Source organism: Brevibacillus sp. AY1, from assembly GCF_029870785.1.
Taxonomy (GTDB): Bacteria; Bacillota; Bacilli; order Brevibacillales; family Brevibacillaceae; genus Brevibacillus; species Brevibacillus invocatus.
The window spans coordinates 37,668-55,174 of sequence record NZ_JAFLPN010000005.1; the positions used below are offsets into that span (position 1 = coordinate 37,668).

The 17,507-nt window shown below is 48.0% G+C and carries 16 protein-coding genes and 1 tRNA gene; 5 read left to right on the forward strand and 12 right to left on the reverse strand.

The genetic code is table 11. From position 1 onward, the window contains the following. The first annotated feature begins 107 nt into the window (after positions 1–107). On the forward strand, positions 108–668 hold the full coding sequence (locus JZI27_RS06970) for a GNAT family N-acetyltransferase (protein WP_280207127.1): 561 nt from the start codon (positions 108–110) through the stop codon (positions 666–668). Here JZI27_RS06970 and JZI27_RS06975 read toward each other — a convergent pair. Beyond that, a complete protein-coding gene (locus JZI27_RS06975) occupies positions 663–854 on the reverse strand; it encodes a hypothetical protein (RefSeq protein ID WP_122907746.1) in 192 nt (63 codons plus the stop codon). The genes JZI27_RS06970 and JZI27_RS06975 overlap by 6 nt on opposite strands. Positions 855–917: 63 nt before the next feature. Further along, positions 918–2,939, reverse strand: a complete 2,022-nt coding sequence (locus JZI27_RS06980) for a hypothetical protein (protein WP_280207128.1) — start codon at positions 2,937–2,939, stop codon at positions 918–920. A 199-nt stretch (positions 2,940–3,138) separates the two neighbouring features. Here JZI27_RS06980 and JZI27_RS06985 point away from each other — a divergent pair, with 199 nt between their 5' ends. Then, positions 3,139–3,900, forward strand: coding sequence for a class I SAM-dependent methyltransferase (locus JZI27_RS06985; protein WP_280207129.1), 762 nt, complete (start codon positions 3,139–3,141; stop codon positions 3,898–3,900). A gap of 108 nt (positions 3,901–4,008) precedes the next feature. Here the strand turns inward: JZI27_RS06985 and JZI27_RS06990 are convergent, their stop codons facing one another. From JZI27_RS06990 to JZI27_RS07000, 3 genes are all read right to left on the reverse strand, one after another. Next, a complete protein-coding gene (locus JZI27_RS06990) occupies positions 4,009–5,529 on the reverse strand; it encodes an efflux RND transporter periplasmic adaptor subunit (protein ID WP_280207130.1) in 1,521 nt (506 codons plus the stop codon). A 21-nt stretch (positions 5,530–5,550) separates the two neighbouring features. After that, complete coding sequence (locus JZI27_RS06995; protein ID WP_481752801.1) at positions 5,551–6,951, reverse strand: ABC transporter permease; 1,401 nt, start codon at positions 6,949–6,951, stop codon at positions 5,551–5,553. A 72-nt stretch (positions 6,952–7,023) separates the two neighbouring features. After that, positions 7,024–7,722, reverse strand: coding sequence for an ABC transporter ATP-binding protein (locus tag JZI27_RS07000; RefSeq protein WP_122907756.1), 699 nt, complete (start codon positions 7,720–7,722; stop codon positions 7,024–7,026). A 223-nt stretch (positions 7,723–7,945) separates the two neighbouring features. On the opposite strand from JZI27_RS07000, the gene JZI27_RS07005 reads away from it, so the two are divergent. Beyond that, on the forward strand, positions 7,946–8,116 hold the full coding sequence (locus JZI27_RS07005) for a hypothetical protein (protein ID WP_183184820.1): 171 nt from the start codon (positions 7,946–7,948) through the stop codon (positions 8,114–8,116). A gap of 171 nt (positions 8,117–8,287) precedes the next feature. Continuing rightward, positions 8,288–9,103: a pyridoxine/pyridoxal/pyridoxamine kinase gene (pdxK, locus tag JZI27_RS07010; RefSeq protein ID WP_280207132.1), complete on the forward strand. Its 816-nt coding sequence runs from the start codon at positions 8,288–8,290 to the stop codon at positions 9,101–9,103. Between the two features lie 75 nt (positions 9,104–9,178). Here pdxK and rarD read toward each other — a convergent pair whose 3' ends face one another. After that, on the reverse strand, positions 9,179–10,063 hold the full coding sequence (rarD, locus tag JZI27_RS07015) for an EamA family transporter RarD (RefSeq protein WP_280207133.1): 885 nt from the start codon (positions 10,061–10,063) through the stop codon (positions 9,179–9,181). A gap of 235 nt (positions 10,064–10,298) precedes the next feature. Between rarD and JZI27_RS07020 the strand changes: the two genes are divergently transcribed. Beyond that, complete coding sequence (locus JZI27_RS07020; protein WP_280207134.1) at positions 10,299–11,207, forward strand: EamA family transporter; 909 nt, start codon at positions 10,299–10,301, stop codon at positions 11,205–11,207. Between the two features lie 136 nt (positions 11,208–11,343). Here the strand turns inward: JZI27_RS07020 and JZI27_RS07025 are convergent. The 6 genes from JZI27_RS07025 to JZI27_RS07050 form a co-directional block, all read right to left on the reverse strand. Further along, positions 11,344–11,428 (reverse strand) — tRNA-Leu (locus JZI27_RS07025). 213 nt (positions 11,429–11,641) lie between these two features. Then, complete coding sequence (thiM, locus tag JZI27_RS07030; RefSeq protein WP_280207135.1) at positions 11,642–12,466, reverse strand: hydroxyethylthiazole kinase; 825 nt, start codon at positions 12,464–12,466, stop codon at positions 11,642–11,644. 15 nt (positions 12,467–12,481) lie between these two features. Then, a complete protein-coding gene (locus tag JZI27_RS07035; protein WP_280207136.1) occupies positions 12,482–12,976 on the reverse strand; it encodes a hypothetical protein in 495 nt (164 codons plus the stop codon). A gap of 351 nt (positions 12,977–13,327) precedes the next feature. After that, positions 13,328–13,984, reverse strand: a complete 657-nt coding sequence (locus tag JZI27_RS07040; protein ID WP_122907767.1) for a YitT family protein — start codon at positions 13,982–13,984, stop codon at positions 13,328–13,330. 294 nt (positions 13,985–14,278) lie between these two features. After that, positions 14,279–17,068, reverse strand: coding sequence for an ATP-binding protein (locus JZI27_RS07045; protein ID WP_251243129.1), 2,790 nt, complete (start codon positions 17,066–17,068; stop codon positions 14,279–14,281). Beyond that, positions 17,028–17,489: a hypothetical protein gene (locus JZI27_RS07050; protein WP_280207137.1), complete on the reverse strand. Its 462-nt coding sequence runs from the start codon at positions 17,487–17,489 to the stop codon at positions 17,028–17,030. The genes JZI27_RS07045 and JZI27_RS07050 overlap by 41 nt, the downstream gene beginning before the upstream one ends. Positions 17,490–17,507 lie beyond the last annotated feature (18 nt).

Genomic DNA, 17,507 nt, shown 5'->3' on the forward strand with positions numbered 1-17,507 from the left:
GCTTTCTCGAGCATGAAGATGAGACTTTTATGAATAATCTCCTTAACAACAAAAGGAATTCTGTGGTACACTTTCGGTCCACGTCTGATAATCAAGGAGAGTCAATCATGCTCATACGTAACCAAGAAGCCATTTATCTTCGTCCTATGCAAGTAAGCGATGCATACGAACTGCACTCCCTCCGCACGCGCAACCATCATTTCTTGCAGCCGTTTGAACCCATTCGTCCTGCTGCACATCTCACACTCACAGGTCAAACCGAGCAGCTAGCGCAAGCAGAACGTGATTTTGCAGCCGGGACCGGATATGCTTTTGGCATTTTCCTGAACGATACAGACCAACTGATCGGAAGAATCGCATTGTCCAATGTGGTGCGTGGTGCTTGGCAAAACGCAACACTTGGCTACTTTCTCGATCAAGTCCAGAATGGCAAGGGATACACTTCGATGGCTGTGGGTCTTGTACTGGACTTTGCGTTCAATACGGCTGAATTACATCGTGTACAAGCCGGCGTCATGCCTCATAATTTGCCTTCCATTCGCGTGTTGGAGAAAAACGGATTTCGTCGTGAAGGTCTTTCCCTACACTATTTACAAATCAATGGTAAATGGGAGGATCATCTGATTTTTGCTCGTACCATCGAGGATACTCAATCTCCTTCCTTATGATTCCGATCGTTTCCACAAGCATTGGTTTCTGAGTAGCTCTACGATGAATTGTCGCAAGTCATCTGCGTGGGCATACTGCTCTACTTTCTCCAGCTGTATTTCGACTCCCGTCTTCCTATGCTTTACAATGCCCTCTTCCACATGAAAACCGTACGACTTCAGCATAATTATTTGCTCCTCTGTCATCGAATGACCTCCAGGTACACGTAAGACCCTCGCCGTCAGCAAGGGTCTTACATGCGCTATCCTTTATTTTACTTCTACGGTGAATACCAGTCTTTGGACGATTTTTTCATCGTCGATTTTCTTTTTATATGCGCTGTATCTTTCCACAATTATGCACGTGCGGTACGTTAAGGTGTTCTCAACCTCTACTGTATATTCGCCTGTTCGTCCATCTTGTTCAATCAATCTGCCCAGATCAAGGGAATCGTATCCGCCCGGTTCATAGTCCTCTGATTTGCGCGGTTTATACGCTTTGATGACTTCCCCATTATACTTCACCACTAATTCGTTTTTGGCAGAAATCTCACCGTCACCGAAGTCAAACATCGCCCCATACGGTACGGCACCATACTCCCATTGCAGATTGGTGATGTAAAGAAATCTGTTGTCTTTCTTGCCTTTATCCCGCCTGATTTTTTTCAAGCCCTTGTTGATTACATGTGTGGCCGATAGCTGCAGCTCTTCCAATTCATCAGGAGAGTTGACAACCATTTTGTCACCATTTGCGTACTCCTTGCCATCCTTCGTACGCAGCTTCATCGGGGTTAGTGTAGGAACTGTCCCCTTGTCCCCAACCTCACAGGATTGGGTAGATGCGGTCGGTGGCGTGTCTTCAATAATTTCGATGTAGCCACACCAAGACAATTCAGGATTTGCTTTGCTGTAGTAATTAATTTTATGGCGTCCCGTTTTGTAGCGGGATAATTCCAGACCTGTATGATCCCCGTTGAGGTAGGAGGTGTCTACGACCACATTATTCACCGCCCAAACTCCAGGCCCTTCTTCTGCTGATCCAGAGCCAAACCTGAAATGATCCGATGCCGTAGCTACCCATACCTTATGAATCGGATTTTGATAAATTTTTACGGTTGCATCCGATGAGTACAGATTCGATCGCTCCTCCTGCAAAGAAGAGGATTTATTGTTCTGGACCAGGACATCCAATGTAGTTCTCGCTGAGCTCACATCACAGCTCTGAGAATCTCCAGGTATTTGGATTTGGATGGATGTCGCACTTCTCGACGCTCGCTCTGTTCCCTCATCTTGATCTGGTTCGAATGTGACGGAGATGGTCATGCCCTTCAGACTTTCTGGAATCGCCACATCAATGTGTTGGGAACCTGAAAGAGTCTGCCCTGTACCATCCACCCACCATCGACCTGAGGCGGATGAAAACAGCTGAATCGTTCCCGGCACTGATTCAGCTGAGATTTTTTGGCGATCAGATAACTTCTGACCATTCGAATCTGTTCCAAGGTATAGGGACGGAAGCCCTACCTGAATCGTAATCTGCCAAGGAGACAAATTCGCATCATCAGGTATAAAAGTCAGTTCGTAATCACCGGCTAGTAACACTCCCGTAGAAAAAACCTGCCCTGTGAAATGATTGACTTCACTATTGGAGCTTTTCTTCACAAGTTTCCATGTTCCAGATTTGTTGCTGGTATACACCTTGGAGCCGTACTGCCCAAAGAGGGATTCCGTTGCACCGGTGGGAATGCTTGCGCCTGCTGCCTGCTCTCCCGGATAAATAAACGGAAAATTATACGCCTCGACACGGAATCGCACATGTACCGTACTTTTCGTATCGACTGCATCCGAAACAACAAAGCTCAGTGTATGTACTCCTGCTGACAACTGAGCAGCTGGAATCGTAAAACGCGGAACCTCCCATCGAAATGAGGTCTGATTGTCAGCTGTCACAGATGAAAATTCCGGCATCAGAACGCCATCGAGATAAACCTCTTTTTTATTCATATTTGTGCCGCTGCCGAAGGTCGTTTGGATCAAATCAATATCGAGTGGCGTGTCGGGCGGTAGAATAAACTCGTCATTTCTTACCCAATTCCAGCCTTCTTCACTCAATCCCGCTACCTGATAATCATTGAATACAATCAATTCGTGAACTGGCTTTTGATGTTTGGTAGTCTGACTGTCCCGTTTCACGGCTTTTGTCGCTCCAAAGGCAGGAGAAACAGAGGCTTCTGAGTAAAAACTGCCTGTCACCAGACATACCAGAAGCACGGATGCGAGCCATTTCTTCACGTTCTTCCTCTCACTTTCTGTATGGCAAACTTCATTTCGTTCTTATTCGACAAAAATGCTTGTTTTCCTGTCGTTTAGCAAAAATAGAAACGTATGTCTAACCTCTATTTCGATAGGTAAAAACTATTTGTTTTATAATTTATATAGATTTGACTTATAGTCTATCGGACTGGTAAAACAGGGGTAAGGAGGGGTTTTGATGAGTCAAGCGAATCAATGGAACGCAGAATTGTACGATGAAAAAATGAACTTTGTCTCCTATTATGGCAGAGGTTTAATCGAATGGCTACAACCTGTTTCAGGCGAACGCATTCTAGACCTAGGCTGCGGTACAGGAGATCTCACTGCCCAACTCGAAAAGGCTGGTGCCACAGTAACCGGGATGGATTATTCGAGTGAAATGATTGAATCTGCCAGAATAAAATATCCTCATCTCCCTTTCTTGGTTGCAGATGCTCATTCGTACCGCACAGATGAAATCTATGATGCCGTCTTCTCCAATGCAGCCCTGCACTGGATGACGCGGCCATCAGAAGTGGTGCGCTCTGTCTGGCTGGCACTGGCCCCAGGGGGAAGATTTGTCGCTGAGTTCGGAGGAAAAGACAACTGTCAGCAGGTCGTAGATGCGATCGGGACTGTTCTTGCCAAAAATGGCCTCTCCGCCCAAGAGCGCTTCCCGTGGTACTTCCCTTCCATCGGGGAATATTCAAGCCTGTTGGAAGCACAAGGATTTCGGGTAACTCTCGCCTCGCATTTCGATCGTCCAACGCGGATGCCTGACGGAGATCTTGGACTTCGACATTGGCTGAATTCATTTGGTGATTCCTTTTTCGCAGGCATGTCTGCAGAGGAAAAAGACGAGGCCTGCGCACAGGTAACGGAGCTGTTGCGTCCAGCACTTTTCGACGAGGACGGCTGGATCGTGGATTACAAGCGAATCAGAGTGATCGCATACAAATAATAAATCCGGAGCTGGAGCTTGTGTAGACAAAAAGACACGATTGTAAGAAAAATCCCCGAAATGCAAGACGTAATGTCCTGCCAACGGGGATTTTTCAATTCAACACCGTTACATGCCGCCCATGAGCAGCACTTCGTCTCCTTCAGCCAAACCACTCACGATCTCCAGATAATCCGTACCTTCTACGCCAATCTCCACTTCTTTCGGCATCGGCTCTCCATTCTCCGGATTCTTCACCATTACCGTGCCTTTGCCTTCTTCCATGACTTCAACAGCATTCAGCGGCAGGCGAAGGACGTTCTCTTTTTGCTCGATGAAAATGTCGCAGTCGCCCGTCATACCATGCTTCATTTCAGATGACTCAGCGAGCTCTACCTTTACCTCGAAACGAACTGCCTTGTCCTCCTTGGTGCCTTCTTTTGGCACTTCAACGACCTTCCCGACAAAAGGACGATTTCCAAAGGCTGTCACGTAAACTTCTACAGCTTGACCAAGCTTGATTGCCGGAATATCGATTTCATCAACCGCTGCCATAAAGTAGACGGATGAGGTATCCATGATGACTGCTACAGGCTCTCCGCCACTTGGTGTTTCCCCTTCCTTGACATTGAGCTTGGTAATGACGCCGCTGATCGGTGCTTCCACTTGTTTTTTCTCAATCTCACGTTTCTTTTGCTCCATTGCCAACAAAGACTCTTTGACGGAAAGCTCTTTTTCCCGAAGCTCCAGCTCTGCTGAGGAAACATCCATCCTGAAGAGCACTTGGCCTTCTTTGATCATGTCGTCTTCCTTGAACATCACCGAATCAATTTTTCCATGTGTATCGGCAACGACTTCCAGGTCATCCGGAAGCTCCAACGGAGTGGGATACTGACTTGCAAATAAAACGCCTTTATCGTTAGTAAATTGTACTTCCCCCATATCTCCGGCATACAAGGCACCTTGCTTACGCACCAAGACTTCCACGTCATGCATACCGCCACCCACTCCCTGAACCTTAGAGCCAGTCAAATCTATTTTACTGATGGTGCCATCCACATACGTGAGGGAAGCCCTCAAAAACACCTTCACTTCTTGACCTACTCGAAACCGCTCGGCTTCGAAGGCAGTAAACTTGCCGTTAATTTTCAGATGGTCAGTATCGACAAGTTTGACTACTACTGTATCTGGAGTCACTTCAGCGCCTTCCTTGACCAGAATCTCCTTCACTTTACCCGATTTTTTGGATATGATCCGGTCCTTTTTTTCCTTGAGTTCTGCCAGATCTTTTTGCGCCCGGGTAATCACCAGCTCCTGCCTTTGCAATTCGAGCAAAGCGTCTGTGGTATCTACCGTATACAGGAGATCTCCCTTACTTACCGTTTGTCCTTCACTGACCAGCAGTCGCTCCACTTTTCCGCTAACTTCCGGCTTTACTTCCTCTCTCGCTTTGGCTGCCACCGTTCCTCCTGCGAAGATGGTCTTCTTCACTTCCCCTCTCTCCACGTTTGCTGTCGGAAAGGATGGCTGCTCCATCGTCATTTCGTCACCATTTGAAGGGGTGGCGTTTAAATAGGAATACCCGAAATATCCTCCTCCACCCAGAAAAACGACTACAGCTGAAATAATGATCCACTTTTTCTTATTCATCACATGTTCCCCACATTTCTTTTATTCAGATCGAATCGCTTGCAAGGCGCTTAAACGGGAAGCGCGAATGGCAGGGAAAATTCCAGCCAGCAAGCCGATAATAAATGAAAACCCGATTGCAAAGAGAGCCAGCCAGCCAGGAATGTAGGCAAGGCGCATATTTTCACCATTCGGCCCAAAGCCCATGTTCAGACTATCCATCATGCCGCTGGAGGACCCGAGGTAATTGACAATCTCGACCGCTCCCCATGCCATTCCCAATCCGGCCAAGCCACCAATCAAGCCGATAAAGCCCGACTCCATCAGGAACAACCAGCGAATGTTGAATACGGTAGCTCCAATTACCTTCATAATTCCGATTTCCTTGGTGCGCTCCAGGATGGACATGATCATCGTATTGACGATCCCGATCGTAGCGACCAGCAGAGAAATCGCCGCGATACCGCCCAGGACGAGCTGAATGACGAAGAAGAAGTTGTTAATCGTCTCCAGCTCACGCGCTGGTGACCAGACCTCAAATCGCTTCTCTTGCAGGGCTTTGACCACACTCTCTACCTGTTCACGCGATTCGACTTTAACTGTAATGGAATCGAACTCCATCTCATTTTGCTTGTTTGCTTGTTCACGAGTACGCGGCGATGACGTACTGCCTTCGTCCCCACGACTGCGCATGACCCAGTCATTCAATTCCTTAATTAATTCGATCGGAGCATAAACAGCTCGCTGATCCCGGTAGCCTTCCGTTTGAAGCAATTGTCCGACTACCCGTACACGCACTTCTTTTTTCTCGTATTTAGGCTCGTCATCTACGCGATATTCACGTGTTAATTCCAGAGTGGCTGCTTTATCCACCAGATTGAAGGAAGAAGCTTGCCCCCCCATATCAGGAGGCTGCTCCCACATCTGCGGACCGCCTTGCTGTCTGCCGCTGTCCGCATTGCGTCTTCGGGCTTCACGCTTTTCCCGCTCTACGTCGCGCAATTCGCGAGTGACACCGAAAGCCACTACGACTTCTTGGGGCGAACCACTTAAATAGGTTCCTTTTTCGATATCGTTTTTCCGGTAGTCTGCCGATTCTCGTACATCCACCCCGATCAAATCGACATGCCCTTCCCGTCTGCCGACTTTCAGCTTGGCTTGCTCGTACAACCGCTTCATCGGCATAACAGCTGCGACACCCGGAATCGATTTCAGCTCTTGCACAGCTGCTAGATTCAAACGCTTTCGTTGATCGTCCGGAATCATCTCTTCTGTTTTCCGGTCCCAGTACATTGGTTCTACGTCCATTTCAGTCAAATTCCCAAAATTCTCTAAGCTTTTTACAGCGTTGTCCTTGAGGCCCAAGCTTAGTGCCATCATGGCTACAATAGCCGCCGTACCAATCATGACCCCGACAGAGGTCAAGGCGGTACGAAGCTTCATTCTCCAAAGATTTCTCCAGACAATACGAAAAGAATCAGTCCATCTCACTTGTTTCATTCACCTCGTAGCCAACTAGGCAGGCCTTGTTCTTTTTTGTACAATACGTCCATCCTGCATGTAGATCACCCGGTCAGAACTTTCAGCCACTTCCTGCTCATGGGTGACAATAATGAACGTTGTTTCATTTTCCTTGTTCATTTCTCTCATCAGCGTCAGGATTTCCTGTTCCGTCTTACTGTCCAGGTTTCCTGTCGGTTCGTCAGCGAGGATGATCGTCGGTTGATTGACAAGCGCCCTCGCGATACTGACCCTCTGCTGCTGCCCACCACTCAATTCGTTCGGCCGGTGGTGAATACGCCCTTCCAGACCTACGCGATTCAGAATTTCCGTGGCTTTCATTCGTCTTTTTTTAGGGCTCTCCCCCGAAAAGATCAACGGAAGCTCCACATTTTCCAATGCAGTCAAATTCGGAAGAAGGTTGTACGATTGAAAAATAAATCCCATGCATTTTCTGCGAAACAAGCAAAGCTGATTTTCATTAAAGCGTGAAATTTCTTCGCCGCTGACATAGATGCTGCCTTCTTCCGGCTTGGTCAGTCCAGCCAGCAAATTCAAAAGCGTGGACTTTCCTGAACCGGAGGAGCCGCACAGGGCGACAAATTCTCCCTTGTTGATATGAAGATTGATATCGAACAGCACCGGAACCTTGATCTTGCCTGTTCCATAGCTGTGATTAACATCCTTCACAGTCAATTCTCCTGCTGAATTCATCTCTTCTCTCTACACCCCTTTTACACATCGCTAAGAACATCATAAAGACATACTCCCATATAGACGTTACAAACTGGTAAAATGTAACGTCATTTTTGGTTATTATACAAATTTCATAAAAATGCAAGAAACTCTTCAAGAATATGTAACAAGCGCTTTAACATTTGCTCCCAGTCTCCTGATACAATGAAGTCAGTGAGAAACGAAGAGAGGGCAGATAGCGATGAGCATTTACCGATTTTTATTCGAAACCGCCACACGCCAATGGGTAGAAATCATCAAGGCACCGAGCATGTTTGAAGCCGCCAAGCAAGCGAAGCAGCTTGCTCTGAAACGCTCCAAGAGCATGTCTACGCCGATCCACTTCTCCTTTCATCACGCTGCTTCTGTGTAGACAAAAGCTCAAACAGAATCTACAGCCTTCTCCTTTAAAAGAGAAGGCATTTTTGTTCGTTCCCCAAGGCGCATCCCTTATTGACATCGACCTTTTTTTCCTCTTCAATAAGAGATAGTACTAGACTCGCATTCCGTATTGTTGCGGTTATAAAAAGGGAGATAATCGAAAATGACTATTCGCAAAGCACTTACCATCGCAGGTTCAGACACCAGCGGAGGGGCAGGTCTTCAAGCAGACCTGAAAACGTTTCAAGAGCGCGGCGTTTTTGGAATGACTGCTATCACGGTCATCGTGGCACAAGATCCTCATAACAGCTGGTTCCATGAAGTGTTCCCCATCGATGTTGCCGTTCTGGAAAAACAAATCGAAACCGTACTGTCCGGGATTGGTGTAGACGCCGTGAAAACAGGGATGCTCGGCTCCACAGATTTGGTCGATCTCGTCGCTCGCAAAATGAAAGAATACAATTTGCAAAACGTGGTTGTAGACCCTGTCATGATCTGCAAAGGCGCGGATGAAGCTCTCCACCCTGAGATTGCGGTTAGCTTGCGAGAAGTTCTCTTGCCTCATGCCACTGTTGCTACCCCCAATCTGTTTGAAGCAGGCATCCTCAGTCAGCTGGGTGCACTGAAAAGCGTGGATGACATGAAAGAAGCAGCGAAGCGCATTCACGATATGGGTACTGCAAATGTCGTGGTAAAAGGCGGCGGAAAGCTTGCCCATGAACATGCTGTAGATGTTTTCTACGATGGACAAACCTTTGAGGTGTTGGAAGCTGAGCGTTTTCAAACAACCTACACACACGGTGCGGGATGCACATTCGCAGCAGCCATTTGTGCGGAGCTGGCAAAAGGGAATTCCGTACGTGAATCTGTGCTGGTTGCCAAGGATTTCATCACGGAAGCCATCCGCCATTCATTTGCGCTGAATCAATATGTTGGCCCAACCCATCACGGTGCTTACCGCATGGCAAAACAAGGTTAACTCCAGGGCTAGAAAAAATTCCTGACTCTCTTGGCTGATCGGCCGAGCTGTCAGGAGTTTTTTGCTTTTCCATCCTTATGTTCGCAGCGCAACTGGCTGAGATTTTTTCCGCAAGGAGCTGATCGTAAAGACGATCAGAGCTGCCCAGATGAAGGAAAAGCTGATGATATGCGTGATCGTAAAAGGCTCGCCAAAAATGAAAATAGCCGAAAACATGGAGATGGTCGGTGACAGATACTGGATGAAGCCGATCGTGGATAACGGCAGTGTTTTCGTTGCCTCGGCGAACCAGAATAGCGGCAATACCGTTGCCACCCCGGTCAGGGTCAGAAGCAGAATCTGCCAGCCTTGCATATCCCACGCCGTGGCCGTTCCGTTCGCTTGTATCGCGCTCAAATAAAGGAGGGCAACCGGTACGATCAGCAGGGTCTCACAAGCCACGCCGGTCAGCGCATCCACCTGCACCTTCTTCTTCGCCAACCCGTACAAGGCAAACGATAATGCGAGCGCAATCGCCACCCACGGAACTTCTCCGTATTGAAGGGTGTTGTATAGAACTCCGATGGCTGCTAGCGTTAGCGCAATCCATTGTCCCAACTGCAGCCGTTCCCTTAAAAAGATGACACCAAAAAAGACACTCAAGAGGGGGTTCATGTAGTAACCCAAGCTCGTTTCGAGTACTTTTTCGTTATTAACCGCCCAGATATAAATGAGCCAGTTCGCTGATATTAAGATCGAGCTGAGAATCATCGCCCCTCTTACTTTAGCCCCAGAAAGAGCGTTTATCATGCTTCTCCAACGCTTCTTGATCAACAAGACGATTCCTACAAATACAAATGACCATAAGATCCGATGGGCAAGTATCTCAAATGCTCCTACGGTTTGAAACACGTTCCAATACAACGGAAGCAAGCCCCAGACCAAATACGCAATGACAGCGTATACGACTCCTCGTCTCATTCTCATTAGCCCCCAGTGGAGAAATGAAATCTCGTCTAATGCTCCTAGTGTAGCGGATTCACCCGATTCCTGCTATCACATTCTCGCTCTAGATTACAGGTAGACGGTTTTCTCCGTTATTTCACTACCACATTAGTAGAATAAAGTGCCAAAAATATTAATTGTACCAATTTTACCTCTATAGTACAATATTTTTATTCACCAAATTTTTAATGTATCGAAAGGAAGTTCACCTATGACATACTGGCGCTCTGTAATCCTCGTCTTGCTCGGGGCATGTAGCTATGGCGTATTATCCATGGTCATGAAGCTTGGTTTTTCAGTTGGCTACACACCCACCGAGCTGAGTGGCAGCCAGCTTCTTTTTGGCGGAATCATCATGTCTGTACTTGCACTCCTATTTTCCAAAGAACGGTTTCGCTTCAAATACGTCATGTCCCTTGTACCCGTCAGTCTGATGATGGCTTTTGCCAGTTATTTATATAATCTTGCCGTGAGTCATCTCTCTGCGTCGCTGGCTATCGTCCTGTTCTTTCAATTCACCTGGTTCGGCATTCTGCTTGAATCCATCTCAAAGCGTCAATGGCCAAGCCTGGATAAATGGATTTCGATCATCATGATCGGCGGCGGAACGGTTCTTGCCAGCGGCCTTGGCGAGACAGGCTGGAATGATGTCAGTCTGTTCGGCTTGGTATGTGGACTGTTATCCGGCTTTTCCTTTGCCGTCGTCATTTTTATGAGCGGCCGTATTCTTCCAGACCTGAATCCGTATTTGCGAAGTGCCATTTCGATCAGCATGGCATCCTTGATGCTCTCACTGGTGTACCCGCCGACCTTTTTACTGAATGGACGATTGCTGGACGGATTATTGCCATACGGGCTGCTCGTAGCCTTGTTCGGCTCGGTTATTCCGATCTTTTGTCTCTCCGTCAGTGTTCCCCGCCTTGGAAACGGATTGGTCACCATACTCAGCGCGATGGAGTTGCCTGCAGTTGTCCTGTTGGCCAGCTTTGTTCTACACGAGCCAGTCAGTTTGACCAAATGGAGCGGCGTCTTGTTGATCCTGGCCGCGATTGCAGTACCACAAATCAAATGGCGGCAAGTCCTCCCTCCATCACAAGCCATGAGGGAAAAAAGCGGTTGAGACGTCTATGCATACACAAGAAGCTGACTCCTGTCTACGAGAGACGAAGAGTCAGCTTCTTTTACAATAGAAAGAAACCAGCGATGCTGGCTCGAAGGCCAACAAGCTGGTTTTGTTCGTGTACGTCCTATGTAGATGGTGCGGTCGGCGAGACTCGAACTCGCACGGGTCGCCCCGCCACCCCCTCAAGATGGTGTGTCTGCCAATTCCACCACGACCGCATGGTTTAATAGGATAGTATATGTGTAGATTTTAAAAATGGGGCGGGTGATGGGAATCGAACCCACGAGACGAGTTGACCCCGCCTACACGATTTCCAATCGTGCTCCTTCGGCCGCTCGGACATCCATCCAACATCATGCTCAAAAGACGAGCATGTGCAATGATTAATCTATCATAACTCTCCATTGAATTCAAGGGCAAGTCATGACAGATTAACCCCCCTGCTCCAGCACTTCTTTTCGCACGACTCCCATCCGCTTCACATCATCTTCCACAATCGCAGACAGCTCATTCAAAAACTGCACCTGAAAGCTCCCTGGGCCTTCTTCTGCAGATTTTTTGGCCGCTTTTTCAGCTGCTACCCCATAGCAAACAAGGGCCGATGCCCCTGCCAGGAGCAGATCGCTTTCCACCGCAGCAAAAGCACCAATCACAGAAGTAAGCAGACAGCCTGTACCGGTCACCTTGGTCAAGATGGGATGACCGTTCCCGATGCAATACAGTGTTTTCCCATCGGTGATGACATCTTCTTTTCCCGTGATGGCAACGATCGTTCCTAATTGCTTGGCCGCTTTTTGGGCGAGTGCGACGACATCCTGATTTCCTTGTGCCGCATCGACGCCTTTGATCTGCCATTTTTCGCCGATGACATTCGCGATTTCTGCTGCGTTTCCTCTGAGAATCGAGACCTTGACCTGCTCGACGATTTTTTGAGCGGTTGCTGTACGGTACGCAGTAGCACCGGCACCTACCGGGTCAAATATGACGGGAACTCCATGTTCGTTGGCCGATTTTCCCGCAAGGATCATTGCTTCAACTTCGGTTTCATTCAAGGTTCCCATATTGAGGACCAATGCACCTGCAATGCTTGCCATTTCGGCAACTTCCTGCTTGGCGTAGGCCATAACCGGCGAAGCTCCCAATGCTAAAAGACCATTCGCGGTGAAGTTGGTGACGACCACATTGGTGATATTGTGAATAAGTGGATTGACTTGGCGTATTTTTTCCAGCGATTGTCCCACGACTTCCGATTGCACTTTAATATCTCCTCTCTATGCGCTTGACTCGGAGCGAGAAAGAAGCTTATGTACCTCCAACACCTCTCCAAGCTCGGGATGGTTTTGCATGACCCCCATAATCATATAAGATTGATTCAATTCGGGCAATTCACGTGAATGCGCCAATACCTTGTTTACTTCACCATCCAGGCAGACTACTTGGCCCAAATACACATAGTGACCGGGACCTTCCTTCATGATCTCGATCTCTTTGATGTGTCCTGTAATTTTTATCCTTTCGTCCTCTTCCCTAATCGCTTGCTCATCGACCCACTTTTGCTTCAATTCCTCGATGGACAATTCATGCGAGCGAACCAGAAAATCCCAATCTCTGGAATGCGGGAAAATATGCTTCGTTTCTTCTAAAAAAACATTATATTCATCATGCAAAAGATCTACATAGTGTACGACGTCCTCTGAGATGATCCGGATTGAATCCTCTCCACATTTATTGATGTGATAGGCAAGAAATTTGAATGATTCGATCATGTCAAAATTTCCCCATCCCCATGCCTGGCTTCCTAAGGAACCTCCTCTGGTCCCACACTTTGTACAAGTGAAATAATAGTAGGTTGTCATCGTGAGTTCCCCTTTATCCATTTTCTTCTCTATTCTGGTATCGGATGTGGAGGCTAAGGGTTTTATGCGCCGTTAGTCGCAACATTGCGTATCATTGAAAGAAATTTGATCAAAACTAAACACCCCTCCATGCAGACAGGCAACTCCACAAAGGGGTTCCCATCTCATCATGAAGGGGTGTCAGTATCAGTCGTTCATCGCGACGTTTGATCAAGAAGTGTTTATTAGATGCGATGCGTACCACTACGCACATCTCTTTCATTATCGATGGTTCAGGGACACGCGCCCGTGTCCGTGACCTTGATGAGCCTCCATTTGAGGTGCAGCACCAAGACCCATACTCCAGTTAATGACGCGACTGGAGATCACCACTGCAAGAATCGTGTAAAACATCTCTTTTGCAGGCAAATACCAGAAGGAAAGACTGAGGACCATCACGTCCATCAATAGGAAAATCGTCCCTACTGTAAGTCCTGTGTATTTGCTGAGCAGCAAGGAAAGGATATCGTCACCGCCTGTAGCGGCTCCAAAGCGCAATACCAGCCCTGTCCCAAGTCCAGTGAGGACACCGGACAACAGTGAAGCAAGCGGCATCATGGAGCTCATGTCCAAAACGATAGGCGAATACTTTTCAAACAGCTCGTAAAAACCCGTAAAAGAAAGAGATGCGACCACCGTGTTCCAGATAAACTGACGTCCTTTTACCAGCCATGCCACCAAAATAAGTGGGATGTCTAACGCCAGCATCATGAGTGCCGGTGACAAGTCAAAGATGTACTTGGCCAGTAAGCCCAGCCCGACGAACCCTCCTTCTGACAGGTGGTTCTGAAAATTAATGTGATAGTAAGCAAAAGCAAGCAAACAAGCTCCAAACAAAATCATACCGTAACGTTGAATGAACTGCAGCGCTCTCTTCATCTTGAATTCCTCGCATTTTTGTCGGTTTAGGCATGGGCTGCCAACCGACTACGGAGGATATTCGCAAGTATAAGTCGCTACTCATACAAATGGCCTCGCTTTCGTAGTAGGTTAACCGCCCGAGTGACGATCGACTACTACGAAGCTAGATGTAGGAGAGGTCAAATTGTTTCCAAATCGTCCTGTGGGGACGCATGGTATCCTTATCCCTTCCATTGCTTTTTTTTAATTATATCATAAAAAAAGCGATTATAGAAGCCTTCACAATGCCCGTTACCATGATCAGGACGATGGTCACACATGCTGTCCAAGCGTTACCCAAGGCTGCATGGGCTTGATCGCAAAATACTTTTCCAACAGCTCAGGATAATCGCTGCATTCATCCAGAACGATTGCATGACAGAGTCTGCTTTTTTGCCTACTGTTCAGAACAGAAAGCTCAACCATGGCTGCAATGCCGCTGTACTTGAGCACCCTGGCCTGCAGTCTACGATTGTCCTGGTGAAGCTCCTCAGGATGTTCCAGCAGTTCAGACAATGCCTCTCCAGTCGGAAACAGCGTTTTCATCCATGCATACGGAGTAGCCAGGTCCGCATATCGTTCCATGCTGTAAGGAACGGATGCAGCCGGAAGAAAACGGGTAAGCGCGTCTCTTAGGACCTCAAGCGGAGCTTCGCCTTGTTGAATCGTTGTTTTTATCTCTACCAGGTAAACGTAAGAAATCCATTCGGCTAGAGACGTATCCTGCAAAAAACGCTGGACGAGAGAGCTCCAAAGTCCCTGTATCGTCCCCTGATCAAATTGCTGTCCCGTTATACGGCTGACGAGCTGCGACAGTTTCTCATTGATCGCGCACTCTGCTTCCGGAAACAAGAGATACGTTCCGATGAGCCGCTTGCTATCCGAACGAAATCTTTCCTGCTGCAGGACGAATCTAGCCAAATCAAAGGGAGCTCGCTCTGGACGTTTCGGATCGGCTTGATTCTCGGCCAACAGTTCTGCGTCAACCTGGACATGGACTTTCATCGGCCGATCAATCTGTCCATGAAAAATAACGGCCTCTCCTTGCTTCAACCGAATGATTTCCTGGATCTGTTCATCATCCAGTCCGATGGCGTCACCAACCAATTGCCTGTCATCTTTGGCGAACAGCCGATGAATGATTTTCAGATTCGTATTTTTGATAATATCAGGAGACAGCTTTGTCGGTATCTGGTCTGCGATAATCATGCCCTGGCCGTACGTACGGATCTCGGAGAGCATGTGGTTGAAGGTCTCGACAGCTTTTCCCCGCAAATCGCCAATTTCCTGATTCGAGGAGCGTTGCGCATTTTCCAACAGGCGGTGAGCCTCTTCGATGACAAGCAAATGCTGAAGAGTGCCGCTATGCTTCCCCTCGGAGGAGTAGTGCTCGTAAATGGAGACGAGAAGCAGCCCCATGAGAAACACCTTTTCTTGGTCATCTCCGATATATTCGAGCTCCATCACCGTTGGCGTCTGCAAAAGCTCTGAGATGGAATGACCCTCCTGCGTGTTCAATATGCTCCCTTTCGCGCCACTGAGCAGACTGCCGATCCGCACCTTCAATGCCCCGCGAATATCGCTGGTCAGATCAGCTGAATAGCCTACAGCCTCTATAGCCTGATCGATGGCTTGATGCAAATCTTCCATAGTCGGGAAAAGCGCTTGGCGTTCCAATTGTTCAGCAAACAGATTGGTACCGGAAATGAAATCCCAGCCGGTGCGCTGATAGATGTGATAGAATGCCGTCTCCAGAATATAGGGCATCGGTCCATACATCGGAAAGGCTGCGACGAATACCGACTTCAAGTGATCCAGATGGGTCTGAATATGAATATGCTCTGGAAAAGCAAAAGGGTTGATCCGAAATCCATTTGCACCCTCGATGCCAAGTGTATAGCGACGCAGGTTCGGAACCTGATTTTCGAGGTATTTGTACTCGGTCTTAGCAGGCTCCAAGACTAAAAACGGCTTCTTCGCCTCTACGGCTTTCATCAGGAGGCTCTTGATCGTGCTCGTCTTCCCGCTTCCTGTGACACCCGAAACGAACACATGCTTTGTCAGATCCTTCAACGCGATCTGGACAGGAATACGGGTAGCGTGATGCTTGACCAGGGTACCCAGCTCGATTGCGGGATACTGAGGTTCTTGCAGATCGACGTCGAATTCAACGCGTCTGTTCAGCTTGATCCCAGGGACGCCGCTCGTCGGCAGCGCGATAATGGGTGCAATACAGTTCGCGGCAGCATAGTTGACATACTCCAGGCTGCTGCTGGCTTGTTTGCGCAGCTGATACATGCTGAGCGATCCAGAGCGTCGAGCGAATGACTCCATTTTTTTCGCTATTAGGGACGCAATGCCATCCCCAGCGTAAATATGATAGTCCACCTGCTTGAAAACAGTGCCTTGCGTGCTCAAAACGTAGAGATGATTCTCCAATACTTCCAGCTGTTGCTGAGCAGTCACATCCTTCAACTGATACGACGTGTTTTCTCCTCCAGCAATCATTTTCATCAGATTCTCACCAAGATGCCCCTGCTCGCCCACTTGAGTCATGCTTTTTTGCGAAAGCTTGGCAATGTGATCGTGCAGCAATCGAAGTTGTTCCTTGAAGACCGACTCTTCCTTCAGGTGGAATTTGACCTGGATGAGAAAATCCTCCCGTGGGATCATCTTCACAAGTTCGTCCAGCAGGTTTTCTTTTCTATCCTGTAAAACGAGTGGGGACACACTGCCCGATAGCGTTACTTTCTCCGCAGCAAAAGCTGTATCCAGGTCCCGAGGCAGCTTCTCCCACACGCACGAAGAAAAGTGCTTGTTCAATTTTTCGCGAAGCTCACTATCAGCGGTTCCCAGCATATAGGTGAGCTTTTCCTTTTGATAGACGATATAAAGGGACAGCGGTTCACTCGCCTGCGAATGATGCGCGATAAACTCCACAATCTCCTTGGCTATCGAAAAGCCGAAATTCAACTGGATCTGGATCTCGTCCTTACCCTGATAAAAATAATAGCTGTCATGCTCACTGGTCCGATCCAATTCTGTTAATTGATAAAATGGCACCTGCTTCCAACTCCCCGGTGTTCCATATCAAAATAAAATGCTCGCTTGCTTCATTCCGCACAAGCGATTGGAACAAGCTCTCCAATTCTGACGGTATCGCAGCTTCGTGCTTGTCCATCAGTTCTTTTAACTCATGCGGCCCATACAAGCCATTGAGCAGGCTGCTTTTGAGAGCAGGCTCCTGTATGTCATCCCACTGTGCAGCAGAATAGCATGCCGGTTCAACGCTTCCGCTTTGGAACAGCTGATGGATTCGGACTTCGATCTGTTGAGCAAAGGCATGCAGTTTTTCAAGCGAGTCCACTTTGCTGGCAAAAGGCAAATCCCGATCTGCTGCCGCAACAGAGCATGACGCGTACTGCTCATAGAGGGTCTGCAAGGTTTTATCGTCCGATTGAAGAATCAAGACTTTCATTTCCACTTCACTCACGCCCTTCCT

Bases quoted from the DNA above. Each gene is read 5' to 3' on its own strand.
- JZI27_RS06985 (WP_280207129.1), top strand. From the start codon at position 3,139: ATGAGTCAAGCGAATCAATGGAACGCAGAATTGTACGATGAAAAAATG.
- JZI27_RS06990 (WP_280207130.1), bottom strand. From the start codon at position 5,529: ATGAATAAGAAAAAGTGGATCATTATTTCAGCTGTAGTCGTTTTTCTG.
- JZI27_RS06975 (WP_122907746.1), bottom strand. From the start codon at position 854: ATGACAGAGGAGCAAATAATTATGCTGAAGTCGTACGGTTTTCATGTG.
- JZI27_RS07005 (WP_183184820.1), top strand. From the start codon at position 7,946: ATGAGCATTTACCGATTTTTATTCGAAACCGCCACACGCCAATGGGTA.
- JZI27_RS07035 (WP_280207136.1), bottom strand. From the start codon at position 12,976: ATGATCGAATCATTCAAATTTCTTGCCTATCACATCAATAAATGTGGA.
- JZI27_RS07040 (WP_122907767.1), bottom strand. From the start codon at position 13,984: ATGAAGAGAGCGCTGCAGTTCATTCAACGTTACGGTATGATTTTGTTT.
- rarD (WP_280207133.1), bottom strand. From the start codon at position 10,063: ATGAGACGAGGAGTCGTATACGCTGTCATTGCGTATTTGGTCTGGGGC.
- JZI27_RS06970 (WP_280207127.1), top strand. From the start codon at position 108: ATGCTCATACGTAACCAAGAAGCCATTTATCTTCGTCCTATGCAAGTA.
- pdxK (WP_280207132.1), top strand. From the start codon at position 8,288: ATGACTATTCGCAAAGCACTTACCATCGCAGGTTCAGACACCAGCGGA.
- JZI27_RS07020 (WP_280207134.1), top strand. From the start codon at position 10,299: ATGACATACTGGCGCTCTGTAATCCTCGTCTTGCTCGGGGCATGTAGC.
- JZI27_RS07000 (WP_122907756.1), bottom strand. From the start codon at position 7,722: ATGAATTCAGCAGGAGAATTGACTGTGAAGGATGTTAATCACAGCTAT.
- JZI27_RS06995 (WP_481752801.1), bottom strand. From the start codon at position 6,951: ATGAAGCTTCGTACCGCCTTGACCTCTGTCGGGGTCATGATTGGTACG.